At 36.0% G+C, this 13,541-nt stretch carries 10 protein-coding genes; all 10 read left to right on the forward strand.

Translation table 11 applies throughout. From position 1 onward, the window contains the following. Positions 1 to 7 precede the first annotated feature (7 nt). The 10 genes from I6760_RS08125 (at position 8) to I6760_RS08170 (ending at position 13,513) form a co-directional block, all read left to right on the forward strand. Positions 8 to 1,621 carry a hypothetical protein gene (locus tag I6760_RS08125; RefSeq protein WP_196593972.1) on the forward strand — a complete coding sequence of 538 codons (1,614 nt, stop codon included), beginning with the start codon at positions 8 to 10 and terminating at the stop codon, positions 1,619 to 1,621. A gap of 30 nt (positions 1,622 to 1,651) precedes the next feature. After that, positions 1,652 to 4,330 (forward strand): polysaccharide deacetylase family protein, encoded by a 2,679-nt coding sequence (locus I6760_RS08130; protein ID WP_196593973.1) that lies wholly within the window; start codon positions 1,652 to 1,654, stop codon positions 4,328 to 4,330. 1 nt (position 4,331) lies between these two features. Continuing rightward, positions 4,332 to 6,260, forward strand: coding sequence for a glycosyltransferase family 2 protein (locus I6760_RS08135; RefSeq protein WP_456320146.1), 1,929 nt, complete (start codon positions 4,332 to 4,334; stop codon positions 6,258 to 6,260). Continuing rightward, positions 6,247 to 8,109, forward strand: coding sequence for a polysaccharide deacetylase family protein (locus I6760_RS08140; protein ID WP_196593974.1), 1,863 nt, complete (start codon positions 6,247 to 6,249; stop codon positions 8,107 to 8,109). Before I6760_RS08135 ends, I6760_RS08140 begins: the two co-directional genes overlap by 14 nt. An 84-nt stretch (positions 8,110 to 8,193) precedes the next feature. After that, positions 8,194 to 9,198 carry a glycosyl hydrolase family 18 protein gene (locus tag I6760_RS08145; protein ID WP_196593975.1) on the forward strand — a complete coding sequence of 335 codons (1,005 nt, stop codon included), beginning with the start codon at positions 8,194 to 8,196 and terminating at the stop codon, positions 9,196 to 9,198. A 95-nt stretch (positions 9,199 to 9,293) separates the two neighbouring features. Continuing rightward, positions 9,294 to 9,494, forward strand: coding sequence for a 50S ribosomal protein L31 (rpmE, locus tag I6760_RS08150; protein ID WP_196593976.1), 201 nt, complete (start codon positions 9,294 to 9,296; stop codon positions 9,492 to 9,494). A 97-nt stretch (positions 9,495 to 9,591) separates the two neighbouring features. Next, positions 9,592 to 10,503, forward strand: a complete 912-nt coding sequence (locus tag I6760_RS08155; RefSeq protein WP_196594815.1) for a DUF1385 domain-containing protein — start codon at positions 9,592 to 9,594, stop codon at positions 10,501 to 10,503. 19 nt (positions 10,504 to 10,522) lie between these two features. Beyond that, positions 10,523 to 11,590: a peptide chain release factor 1 gene (gene prfA / locus I6760_RS08160; RefSeq protein ID WP_196593977.1), complete on the forward strand. Its 1,068-nt coding sequence runs from the start codon at positions 10,523 to 10,525 to the stop codon at positions 11,588 to 11,590. Between the two features lie 4 nt (positions 11,591 to 11,594). Beyond that, entirely contained in the window at positions 11,595 to 12,491 is an 897-nt protein-coding gene (gene prmC, locus I6760_RS08165; protein WP_196593978.1) for a peptide chain release factor N(5)-glutamine methyltransferase, read from the forward strand. Continuing rightward, positions 12,476 to 13,513 carry an L-threonylcarbamoyladenylate synthase gene (locus tag I6760_RS08170; protein ID WP_196593979.1) on the forward strand — a complete coding sequence of 346 codons (1,038 nt, stop codon included), beginning with the start codon at positions 12,476 to 12,478 and terminating at the stop codon, positions 13,511 to 13,513. The genes prmC and I6760_RS08170 overlap by 16 nt, the downstream gene beginning before the upstream one ends. Positions 13,514 to 13,541: the final 28 nt, after the last annotated feature.

Below are 13,541 nucleotides of genomic sequence, written 5' to 3' on the forward strand. Positions count from 1 at the left end.
GCTGTTTATGAAAAAAATTATATCAGCAGTTTGTTTTAGCATGATAGTAATTTCATTTTCGGTAGTTCAAGCGGCAGCTGTGCCGGAATGGGCATATAAGGCAGCTGATAAATTGATAAAAAGCGGCTTATTGGCTGATAAGACAATAACACGTGATAAATTAGCTGAATTTTTAGCTTCAGATGATAATAAGAATAATAATTTAAGTGAAAAAGAAAAAATTGCTAAAATCGCACAGATTTTAGCAACAGAAAAAAATGTAGCCTTGGTAAACAAAGAAAAAATTACAATAGCACCTGTCGAAAATAATAAATATTTAACAGAAAAAAATGGGGAAAAAATAAGGAAATTGCCGGCAGGGCCAAGTGTTCCCCCATTAGTAAAAAGATTTGAAGAACAAGCACCACAGTGGATCTATGAGTCACTGGAAAGAATAAATAAAGCCGGATTTATCTCACCGGATGATCAAAAAATTTTGGCTGGACATAATTTGACAAGGCGCGAAGCAGCAATACTAACAGCGCGGGCTTATAATCTGCATAAACAAAATAATGTCATAATGACAATACCGCAAAATATTTATAGTAGCGCATCTTCTGATAAGGGAAATGATGTTCAGATTCAAAATGATATCAAATCATTAATGGTAGAATTTAATGTTGAACTTAAAGCTTTAGGTTATGGAGCCGGTTATACGGCTTTTACCACAAAACCAACAGATAAAGTAGACAGGTCACTAAGTGTGCATGGGGAAATTCGTTATGACATCATGACAAATAGTAGTAATAACAGCAAATATAATTGGAATGATAAGCGTATTCGGGCGCGTGTGTATGTTACTAAACCAATTAATGATAATTGGTTGTTGCATGGTATGATTGAAAGTGATAAAAGTTTGTCAGGCGATAATAATTACTATACTAAAGATAAAGATGGCAAGATAACTTTTGATAGATATTATATAAGTGGCAAGACAAATATTTTTGCATTACCCGTGGATGTGGAATTTGGTAAGACGAATGCCTATTTAGCAGAAGGCAATATACTTGATTCTGATTTTAAAGGTGTAAAAATAGCAACATTTGGTTCAGATACGACCGATAAATCGGTCCTTTACTCTATGGGATATGGTAAGGTCAATAATACACAGAACATGCTTTATTTGGAAACCACATATAAAACAAATAAAGATGCTGACTATACAGCAGGTGTTTATCATTGGGATGATTATGGTGAACTTACTAATATATACAGTATAGGAATAGATCGTTATATTGGTAATTATACATTGGGGGCAATGTATCTGAGATCTGATAAATCAGATAGCAGTGGAAATGCCAATGGATATGTATTGTCTTCCCGGTATGGTTATAATCGGTCATGGATACCAGGAACTTATGAAATTGATGCGCATTACTATAATATGGCAAGAACAACTTATATAAATCATACAATGTCAGGTCTTGGCAATTACATGAATGGATTCAAAGGTTATAGTGCGGGATGGTATTATACTGTTCTGCCGGATATTTTACTGGGTGTAGAGTATTATAACTTAGAAGACAAAATGAATGGAGATAAAGTAAAGACATTGTGGGGACAGCTCACTTATGGTTTCTGACGAATAGTAATTATGCGAGGAGGAATGCTTATGTTTGGAAGAAAAACATTTGTAGCTGCATTGATTTTGGTTATGGTAGGAATTTGTGGATACTGGTATTTTTATTCGGGTCATAGCAAGCAATACAGTGATGTTACTGATTTATCAGGTGAATATACTGTTGATTCGGAAATGCAGGATGCCCAAAATAAGCTTAATAAAAATATAAAACCGGCAGATATATACACGAGAACTTCAGCCAGAAATGCTATAGCATTGACTATTGATGGGTCTATGGATCCGGTAACTACAGATAGAATACTAGATTTATTAAATAAATATAATATAACAGCTGTTTTTTTTATAGATGGAAGTACCGCGGCTAAAAATGATGATTTTGTGAAAAAAATATATAAACGCGGTTTTCCCATAGAAAATTATACCTATGTAGGGTTGGCACATCTTGATAAAATGCCTCAGGAAGAAATTTTGCTGCAGTTGTTAAAAACACAAAAAGTCATTCAGGTTATCACTGGGAAAAAGCCGGAAATATTTAAGGCACCTAGAACAAAATACACATTGGATTTATTGAAACTTGCTGCTGCCAGTGGATTAAAAGCAGCAGTAGAAAGCAGTGTATATATAAAACCTGATGAAATAAAAACAGATGAAGATGCTGATAATTTTATCAGTAAAGTAAAAATGGGCAGTATAATATCACTGCCAGTTGATATACCTGTTGATCAGGTAAAATATGAACCAGGTAAAACAGATGATAAACCGGCTTTTGATAAAAAACCAGGGCTTAAAATAGATATTGATAAAAAAATTGAACATGAAAATATTGTGGATGTATTGGAACGTATATTAAAGGCTATAAAGGCAAAAAATATAAAGGTCATCCCTTTAACTGAATTCCCATTAAAAATAACAAATCAGCAAAATAATAAAATTTTATCTTATAATTTATCAGGTTTTAACAAGATTGCTGCGCTGGCTGATCATTTTTTATTTACAAGAGCTTATGCTGCTTCAAGAAATTATGAATTGCTGCGTAAGGAAAATGCGGGTAAAGAAGCGCATACCACAAAACTTATATTAACTACAGAGCCATCGGTTTGTTTTGCTTTTGCGGGACTTACAAAACCAAAAATTGTTTATGATATCTTGGATAGACTGCAAAACATGCATGCATCGGGGACTTTTTTTGTCATGAAAAATGATATAGATAAAAATCCCCAACTAATCAGGGATATTATAAAAAGCGGTAATGAAGTGGGAATTGGCATACGTTCATTAAAAGATGCCAATTTTTATACTACTTGTACTGAAATTGATTATGTAAGAACAAAATTACGGGCAATGGGAGCAGACCCGAGACTTGCCATGCAGCCATGGGGACAAATTACGGCTGACACACGTGAAGCTGTATCAGCTGAACAGCTTGATTTAATAGGACCATATATTAATGTTGTTAATTCAAATATGAAAAATTATACATCTGCACAAAAAGTAATGGATAATACTTTTGGGAAATTTGTCTATTCTCTGGGACGTGGTTGGATAGTATATTTCCGGTTGGATTATTATAACGATGATAATTTGGTGGGAAAGGTAATGGATCTGGTAAAAAGATATAAAATAGATAATACGGCATATAATTCTTTTTATGATGACCCTAAGATAAATCATAATAATGATTCCCAATATAATGTCAAATCAGTAGGGGCTGTACTATATAATAAAAAATTCCGTTATAATTTTGCAGTAAGAGATGAAATTCCTGAAAACAGGCGTGATACTTATAATCCATTGGAAAAAAATCATGTTACGTTCAAAGATTATATAAAAAAGCGGTATATAGGTAATCCGGCAGTGGGGATGGATAGTAATGCGCTGGGTTTTTCTATTGCCGGCTTAAGAAATTTTGATATGACTGGTCGGATACACACAACAAGGCCGGTAGTGTTTTTTACTTTTGATGACTGGGGAATGGATGCATCTATAAACAGGCTCTTATATGTACTGCGTAAACATAATGTAAAGGCAACTTTTTTTGTATTGACACACAATGTGTTAAATAATCCCAACCTTCTGCGTACTATTGCCGAACAGGGAAATGATATCGGGGCTCATAGTGATATGCATAAGCCTATGACAACACAGGACGTGAAGACAAATGTACTGGAACCGTCTGTGCAGTCCAGAGCAGAGTATATGAAGGATTTAAGCAGCTGCTACAAAAAATTAGAAATGGTCACTGGTGATGTTGAAGTAAATAGACATCCGGCATTGACCAGATATTTCAGACCGCCTACACTGACCGTCAGCAAAATGGGATTTGAATGTTTATATGATAACGGGTACACATATATTGTAAATGGTTCTTACAGTACCCATGACTATGACCAGACTAATCTGGAATCTATGATAAATGCAATAAAGAAAGGTATATTTGATCGAAATGGACAGGTTAGAAAGGGTGCTGTTCTTGTAATGCATATGAGTGATTCAGGACAATATACAGCTGTCGCCCTTGATATGATACTGACTGCTAATGAACAGAGAAAAGATAATGATCCAGCAAAATTTTTTCCTGCACGGTTATCTGATTATTTAAAAGATGGCTATGATCAGTCCAGACCGAAGCAGGATGAAAATATGGCTGAAAATAAAGATTATGGCAGGTATTTATATAAAAACTCCGGTTATGGTATGGAAGGTGAATAAAGTGGAGAAAAAGAAGGACCAGGGAAATACACCATCCCATACAGAAAAAAGTGCAGATATAATAGGGGGCAGCGAGGAAATCGCGGAGGCCATAAAAAATGACATTACTTCTAAAGAAGATATTTTACTGCAGCCAGCAGTTGACAGACGAATATTGCCTAATGTACCAGACAAGGGGAAAAAAAGAACCAACGTGGATCGCCGCGGCATCAGTGAAAATATGTATAATGAAGACTATGCAGTGAGCCGTGAAAAAGGAGAAACAGGACAGCGCTATATTGTAAATTACAAAATAAAGATAAAAATTGTCAAAAATGGTGAGTCTGATATAAACCTGACAAGTAACTGTATTGACCTGTCAGGTTCGGGAATATCCTGCGGCATACCTGCTAAATACCGCCAGAGCATAGAAAATTCGGATGGAGTAGTCTTATCCTTCCGGATTGAGCCCGGTACAATGCCCGAAGGTTATGAAATGAAAATAAAAAACTTGAAGGCAAAGTGGGTGCGTACATATACCAATAAAAGTGGTGAAATTTGCTGTGCCTTTCAGTTTGACCAGCTATTGGCCCAGTATGTATATAAAAACAGACAATTTTATATGCTGGCAGTGGCTTCTGCTTTTATGTTCGTAATATGTTCTTTTATAATATTATTGCGCACCGATAGTGTTTTATATTTTAGCTTTAACAAGATGCTCTATTTATATAGTATTCTAGCGGCAACATTTTTATTGACCAGATATTTATTTGGTGCTTTTTATCGGCCGACGCCGATAAATCCGCATTTTACACCAGGGGTTACTATTATAATTCCCTGTTTTAATGAAGAAAAATGGATAAAAAGAACAATACTGAGTTGTGTTAATCAGGATTATCCTACGGACAAACTTGAGGTGGTAGTGGTTGATGACTGTTCAAATGATAATTCAGTGGAAAAAATAAAAGAAACTATAGCTGAATTATGCAATGAACAGGGCTATGACGTAAAAAACCGCATACACTACCATATACAGGAATCTAATGCCGGAAAACGTGAGGCTTTAGCGGTAGGTGCAGGTATGGCAAAGCATGGATTACTGGTATTTGTGGATTCAGACAGTTTTTTGGACCCATTTGCAGTAAGAAATATTGTGCAGCCGTTTCAGGATAAAAAAGTCGGTGGGGTATCGGGGCGGACTGATGTGGCAAATACCTATACTAATGCGCTGACAAAGATGCAGTCAGTACGTTATTATATAGCTTTTCGCATGCTGAAAGCTGCAGAGGGCCTGTTTAATGCAGTGACTTGTTTATCAGGACCATTATCCTGTTATCGTAAGGATTTAGTTCTTAAATATAGCAAGAGCTGGCTTGGACAAACATTTTTAGGGCAGAGAGCCACTTTCGGTGATGACCGGTCAATGACTAATTTCATTTTGAGATCACATCGTACTGACTATCAGGATAGCGCAGTTTGTTCAACGATTGTTCCTAATACATATAAGATCTTTCTGCGCCAGCAGATGCGTTGGAAACGCTCCTGGCTTAGAGAATCACTTATAGCAGCGACTTTCATGTGGAAAAAAGAACCTTTTATGGCTATATCTTTTTATATGGGATTATTGGTACCTATGCTGGCCCCGATAATTGTTGTTTATAACCTGATCTATATACCATTATCGCATCGGGTATTTCCGTTGACTTTTATTATTGGGATAATAATGATGGCTCTGCTGATGAGCGTGGCGCAGCTTATCCTGCGACGTAGTACGACATGGATATATGGGATATGGTTTTGCCTGTATTATGAGGCTGTATTGCTATGGCAGATGCCTATTGCCTGGGTGACATTTTGGAAATCAACATGGGGAACAAGAATGACCTCAGCTGATATAAATGCTATCATCAGGAAAAAGCAGAAAGAGGGAATTGCCAATGGAAAAAAATGATCAGTTGAGCGATCTCCAATTTTCTAAATCACGTAACAGAAAAAAAATCATACGGACAATTTTGCAAATAATAATATTATGTGTATTAGTTGTATTTGTTGTCTACAATGTTTTTTATACAACAACTTATACACCTTATACAGAACACACACAGGATGAAAAAGGGTTTATTGCGATTTCTTATTTTGGTGTTCAAAGAACTGCCGGCAGCCAGCAGCTTATTTCTCAGGATCGTCTGCGTCGACATCTTGCAGCTTTGAAAAAACAAGGCTATGAAACAATAACGACAGAAGATATTTATAATTATTACACTAAAGGGATAAAGCTGCCCGATAAAGCAGTTTATTTAATGTTTGAAGATGGCAGGCGTGATACAGCAATTTTTGCTAAACCGGAATTAGAGGACTTTAATTATAAAGCTACAATTTTTACTTATCCTAATAAGTTTTCTACTAAAGACCCTAAATTTTTGTCACCTGATGATTTAAAACGATTGACGCAGAGTTCCTATTGGGAATTAGGGACAAATGGATATAGATTATATTATATAAATGTTTTTGACCGTTATAACAATTATCTGGGTGAAATGAATCCGCTGATGTTTGCCATGCTCCACAAATATTTGGGACGAAGATATAATCATTATTTAATGGATTATATTCGTGATAAATATGGAGTACCTAAGGAAAGCTATGCAAGAATGAAAGACCGGGTAAGCTATGATTATGAAAAACTGGAAAGTACATATATGAACGATATAGGATATGTACCATCAGTTAGTATATTGATGCACGCAAATACAGGAAGCTTTGGCAATAATTCCCAAGTGAGCGGGGTAAATGCATATTGGCTTAAGAAATTGTTCAAAATGAATTTTAATCGTGAAGGCTATTGCCTCAATAAGACGGACAGCAGTATATATGATTTGACACGTATGCAGCCACAAGCATGGTGGCCAGCTAACCATTTGTTGATGCGTATAGAATATGATACACACCAGAAAATGAAATTTGAAACAGGTGACAAAAAAAGAGCAGCCCAATGGGATTTATTAAAAGGGGCTTGTGAATTTATAGATGAAAAAATATATTTGACATCTTTACCACAAGGGCAGGGCATCATAAAGTTAAAAAGAAGCAATGCTTATAAAAACTTTAAGCTTGATGTTGAGCTTATGGGGAATAAAAAGGGAACCCAGGAAATTCTTCTGCGTAGTGATGAACAAAGAAATAATTATATAGCTTTAACTATAAGCGGCAGAGAATTAATAGTAAAAGAAAAACATGCGGGTACAGAAAAGGAATTAGTAAAAAAGAGTTTAGATAATATAAATGGAGTGCCAGTAATATCAATTCCAGAAGATCAGCATGATGCCAAAGAACGTGCCTTGGAAACTTTTTCTCGCTATGCAGAATCAACAGGTTTGGGAAAAGTATATTTAGAAAGGCTAAAAACGGAAAATAAAAAAACAGCACCTACAGTTAAAGATGGGGCAAAGCCTTATATACCAGTGATAAATGCTAATGAAAAAGGTGACGAAAAAATATCATTGACTTTGCAGGGGAATATTCTTAAAATAATGGTAAATGGTAAAGATGCCATAACGACAAAAGTTAACGATAATAATGAAGGGAATATATTTCTGCTCTCCCAATGGTCAGGACATGGGTTTGACCAGAGAAATTTGGCAGATGATGTCTATGACGCTGTATTTAATAAACTTACGATAACAAATTTGCCCAATAAAAATATATTATTTACATCTAAATATACCGGATTTAATAAAGTGATATATGATCTTAAAATTTATGGTGAAAAATTAGTAGGTTGGTTCGTAAAATATTTGTAAACTGAACGGATCTTACTATTAAGTGAGTCAGGTTTGAATTTATGAGTATGTAAATGCATAAATAATATCAATAGTGAGGATCAAATGAAAATTTTTAAATACAAAATTATAACAGCTATAATATGCAGTCTGATACTTGTGACATTTGCCTATACAGGCTGGTGTGAACGAAAACCAATGCCGACAAGTCCGCAAGAGATGGGGATATGGATTACTTACTGGGATATGCAGAGCGGCGTAGACATGTTTTCTGACAACCGAGAAAAATATGATAATATATCATATTTTGCGGCTTGTTTTAATGATAAAAATGAACTATTTTTACCGGAAAATTTGCAGCAAGCGCAAATTTTTCTGCACCAACGAAAAATTGAACCATCTCACAGATATTTGACAGTAGTTAATGATGTAGTATCAAGAGGTAAAAGCAAAGTTAAGGATATAGATGTAGTGGATAAAGTTCTTGATGGAGCTGCTGCCAGAATTTTGCATGCAAATTCTATTATTGCTCTTGCAGAAGAAAACAATTGTAATGGCATAGATCTTGATTATGAAAAAGTTTTTAAAAACAAAGAAACAGCTGAAAAATATATTAAATTTATAAAAATACTTCATGATAAGGCGTCTGTTAAAGGAATGAAGCTGCGGGTCATTTTAGAACCAAGTGTAGATTTTTCAGCATATGATTTTCCACAAGGACCACAGTATATTGTTATGATGTATAATTTATATGGACTTCACAGCGGGCCGGGTCCAAAAGCTGATTTTACTTTTATAGAAAAAACAGCAGATCGCATAAGAAATTTACCCGCACCTGTAGGCATAGCCTTTTCTAATGGTGGCTGCTTATGGAGCAGTAATGGTAAAAAAATATTTATTTCAGAAAAAAAAGCGGTGCATTTGGCAGATCAATATAAAGCAGTAGTGAAATATGATGAAAAAAGCGGGGATAAATATTTTTCTTATAAAAAGAATAATATTGAATACACTGTCTGGTACGCAGATAAAAATACAATTGAAGGATGGATAAAAAAAGCTGATAAATTAGGTCTTCACAATATTGTTATATGGCGTATGGGAGATAATTAAGGTTAAAATTTCTTTGTTCATAAGTCGGCTTGCAAGCAGGATAGCTGTGTGCTATAATTAAAAACTGATAGTTTAGGAGAAATGAGGTGCATTAGATGAAAAAAGGGATACATCCTGATTATAAAGAAACCACTGTTATTTGCGGGTGTGGCAATACTTTTAAAACCGGATCGGTTAAGGAAGAACTTCGCGTAGACGTATGTTCTAAATGTCATCCATTCTATACGGGACGCCAGCGTGAATCTGCTGCTGGTGGTAGAATTGAAAAATTCAACAAACGTTACGGGAAAAAATAATAGTTGTTATGGGCGGCAGAGCAGTAATGCTCTGCTTCATTTATATATATAGTAAAATCAAAGGAGCATTATAGTGGAACAAAAATGCTGCAATAAAATGACAATAGGCGGGCAGGCAGTAATTGAAGGTGTGATGATGCGAGGCGCTAAATATATAGCTACAGCTGTGCGTGATCCTTCTGGTGAAATTTGCGTAAAAACAAGTTTGGTTAATTCTCTGGGAGATAAATATCCTATCTTGAAAAAACCTTTTTTACGTGGTGTCTTATCGTTAGGAGAATCATTAGTAATGGGAATGAAATCGTTGTCTTATTCTGCTAAAATGGCAGGAGAAGAAGAAAATGATAAAATGTCAGATAAGGAAATGGCACTAACTATTTTTATATCTATTGTGGCAGCAATTATTATGTTTGTAGTGATTCCAACAGCAATGGCAAGATTTTTTCCGACTAATGATCCTTTTTATATGAACCTAGGAGAAGGTGTCATACGTTTAGCTATTTTTCTTATATATATATATGGGATATCCCGTATGAAGGATATATATCGGGTTTTCCAGTATCATGGTGCGGAACATAAGACTATCTTTGCCTTTGAGGCAGGAGTAGAATTAACACCTGAAAATATAAAAAAATTTTCTCGATTCCATCCGCGCTGCGGTACATCGTTTTTACTTATCGTAATGATTGTAAGTATTGTAGTATTTGCTTTTTTGGGCTGGCCAGCCCTTATATACAGAATTCTATCAAGAGTTATACTACTTCCTGTAGTAGCAGGTGTTTCTTATGAAATTATCAGATTTTCCAGCAAATCAAAAAATCCTTTGATACATATTGCTATATTACCAGGATTGTGGCTGCAAAGATTGACAACAAAGGAACCAGATGCGTCTATGATAGAAGTAGCAGTTAAAGCTGTAGAAGCTGTTGTGATAGAGGCGGAAGAAAAAGATACGGAGAAAAAGTATAGTGTGGATATGGCTTTTTCACAACCGCTTAATGACAATTGATCAAAGGGGAATATAGTCTGTGTTAGAACAGTTAGATGCAATTGAAAATAAATATTTAGAATTGGAATCATTGATAAGTGATCCTGATATTTTAGCAGATATGTCCCGCTGGCAGAAATATAGTCAGGAACATGCTGCGCTTAATGAAATAGTAGAAAAATATCGCGAATATAAAAGAATATTAAAAGAATTAAGGGAAAATAAAGATATGCTGGAGAAAGAAGTTGACAGTGAATTCAAGCAACTTTTGGAAACAGAAATATCATCCCTGGAAAAAAGAAAAGCTGGTTTTGAACAGGAATTGCCAGTTTTGCTGCTTCCTAAAGACCCTAATGATGATAAAAATGTAATTATTGAAATACGTGGTGGTGTAGGTGGTGATGAGGCAGCTTTATTTGCAGGAGATTTATTCCGTATGTATTCGCGCTACGCTGAGACCAAAAAATGGAAATTGGAAATATTGGTGGCTAATCCTACAGAACTAGGCGGATTTAAAGAGGTTTCTTTTTGCGTGGAAGGACATGGAGCTTATAGCCGATTTAAATATGAGAGCGGTACTCATCGGGTACAGCGGGTTCCAGAAACAGAGTCAGGTGGGAGAATCCATACTTCAGCTGTTACAGTAGCAGTATTGCCCGAAGTTGAGGAAGTAGATATAGACATAAAGCAGTCTGATCTGCGTATTGATACATACAGGGCAAGCGGGGCTGGCGGGCAATATGTTAATAAGACCGATTCGGCTATAAGGATAACTTATATCCCTACGGGTATTGTTGTTCAGTGCCAGGATGAAAAATCGCAGCTCAAAAACAAAGAAAAAGCGATGAAAGTGCTTAGGGCCAGATTAAATGATGCAGCACAAAGTGCTCAGCGCAGTGAAATTGCAGCTGAACGTAAAAACCAGGTAGGCTCAGGGGACAGGAGCCAGAGAATACGCACGTATAATTTTCCCCAGGGACGGGTTACCGATCATCGTATAGGACTCACTCTGCATAAACTTGACAGTGTATTGAACGGTGAGCTGGACGAAATAATAAATGCCCTTATTACTGCTGATCAGGCAGAAAAGTTAAAACAGGTAAAATAATATTATGGGACAAAAAAATATCCGTCCTGTTAATAATAAAATTTGGACTATTGGCGAAATTTTAAAATGGACACAGAAATATTTCTCAGGGAAAAATATAGAGTCACCGCGGCTTGATGCGGAAGTATTGCTTTCTTATGTCTTAAAAAAAGAAAGGATTTATTTATATGTTCATTTTGATGAACCCTTGCAGGAAAATGAACTGGTGCAATTTCGCGGACTAGTGAAAAAAAGAGCGGCGAGAATACCAGTTGCTTATATTACAGGGCAAAAAGAATTTATGGGAATGACTTTTAAAGTAAATAATAATGTCTTGGTGCCTCGCCCTGAGACAGAACTGCTGGTTGAGGCAGTTATTGAACGATTGCCGCAGGATAGAGAAGCAGTGTTTGCTGATATAGGGACAGGCTCGGGCATTATTGCGTTGTCAATAGCCAAGTTTCGGCCTGATATGAAAGCTTATGCAATAGATATATCACAAGCGGCTCTTGCTGTAGCGCAGGAAAATGCTCGGGTATTGCAGATACAGGAGCAGATAACATTTTTACAAGGAGATTTATTAGAGCCGTTAAGTAAGACTGGAATAGGACTACTGCAGGCAATAATATCAAATCCGCCGTATATTCCTTTGGCGGATATGGCAGGACTGGAGCCAGAAGTACGTAAATATGAACCTCAAAGTGCATTGACGGATAATAATGATGGCCTTGATTTTTACCGCCGATTATTAAAGAATAGCAGAGATTTTTTAACATCAAGTGGTTTCCTGGCTTGTGAAGTTGGTATAGGGCAAGCCAAAAGAATAAAGCTCATGGCCTTGGAAAAAGGCTGGGGAAAATGTGAAATATTAAAAGATTTAGCAGAAATAGAGCGGGTAATAATAATATGGAAACAAAAATAGTAAAAATTGTAGAAAATAATGATGAAGAAATTAAAAAAGCAGCAGAATTTATAAAAAAAGGACAGGTAGTAGCTTTTCCTACAGAAACAGTTTATGGGTTGGGGGCAAATGGTCTTAATGCTCAGGCAGCCGCTAAAATATATGAAGCTAAGGGGCGTCCATCTGATAATCCCCTCATATTACATATAGATAGTATAAAGATGCTGTCACAGATAACAACTGCAGTGCCACACATAGCTTTGGAAATTATTGCGGCATTTTGCCCCGGCCCGATAACGGTGATTGTGCCTAAAAGGAAGAATGTACCTGACCGTATTACAGGTGGACTGTCTACTGTCGGAGTAAGAATGCCCGATAATGATATTGCTAGAAAATTGATTAAGCTAGCAGGAGTTCCTATTGCAGCACCCAGTGCTAACTTATCAGGTAAGCCGAGCCCTACAACAGCAAATGCTGTTTATGAAGATTTAAAAGGACGTATTCCACTTATTCTGGACGGTGGTTTATCCACTTTTGGTGTAGAATCAACAATTGTCGATTGTACGGAAAATATTCCGATAATTTTACGACCGGGAGCAGTAACAAAGGAAATGCTGGAAGAAATTTTTACTGAAGTAAGAATTGATCCGGCACTTGTCGGAAAAGATACAGTACCTAAGGCTCCGGGAATGAAATATCGTCATTATGCTCCTAAAGCACCATTGATTCTCTTTAAAGGTAATGCGGCTGATATGCTGGGAGCTTTTACTAGAGAACTGGCAAAATATAAAAAAATGCATAAAAAGGTTGGCGTTATCGCAAGTCATGAAATAGTAAGTGCTCTTGGACATCAATACGCATATGACTATGGACAACAGAATAATTTATTGGAAATTGCGGCTAATTTATATAATGGTTTGAGATTTTTTGATGATAAAAATATTGACTTAATTTTGGCTGAAGGAACAATAGAAGACGGAATAGGTCTTGCTATAATGAATAGACTGAAAAAAGCTAGTGGTCAGACAATAGTTTCGGTATGATAGAAAATCTTTTTACCAGAGTAATATA

The sequence above is a fragment of the Pectinatus sottacetonis genome (assembly GCF_015732155.1).
Classification (GTDB): domain Bacteria; phylum Bacillota; class Negativicutes; order Selenomonadales; family Selenomonadaceae; genus Pectinatus; species Pectinatus sottacetonis.

What these genes read in the sequence shown, in the direction of transcription:
- I6760_RS08140 (WP_196593974.1), top strand. Translation starts at nt 6,247, where the DNA reads ATGGAAAAAAATGATCAGTTGAGCGATCTCCAATTTTCTAAATCACGT.
- I6760_RS08155 (WP_196594815.1), top strand. Translation starts at nt 9,592, where the DNA reads ATGACAATAGGCGGGCAGGCAGTAATTGAAGGTGTGATGATGCGAGGC.
- I6760_RS08145 (WP_196593975.1), top strand. Translation starts at nt 8,194, where the DNA reads ATGAAAATTTTTAAATACAAAATTATAACAGCTATAATATGCAGTCTG.
- prmC (WP_196593978.1), top strand. Translation starts at nt 11,595, where the DNA reads ATGGGACAAAAAAATATCCGTCCTGTTAATAATAAAATTTGGACTATT.
- I6760_RS08125 (WP_196593972.1), top strand. Translation starts at nt 8, where the DNA reads ATGAAAAAAATTATATCAGCAGTTTGTTTTAGCATGATAGTAATTTCA.
- I6760_RS08130 (WP_196593973.1), top strand. Translation starts at nt 1,652, where the DNA reads ATGTTTGGAAGAAAAACATTTGTAGCTGCATTGATTTTGGTTATGGTA.
- I6760_RS08170 (WP_196593979.1), top strand. Translation starts at nt 12,476, where the DNA reads ATGGAAACAAAAATAGTAAAAATTGTAGAAAATAATGATGAAGAAATT.
- rpmE (WP_196593976.1), top strand. Translation starts at nt 9,294, where the DNA reads ATGAAAAAAGGGATACATCCTGATTATAAAGAAACCACTGTTATTTGC.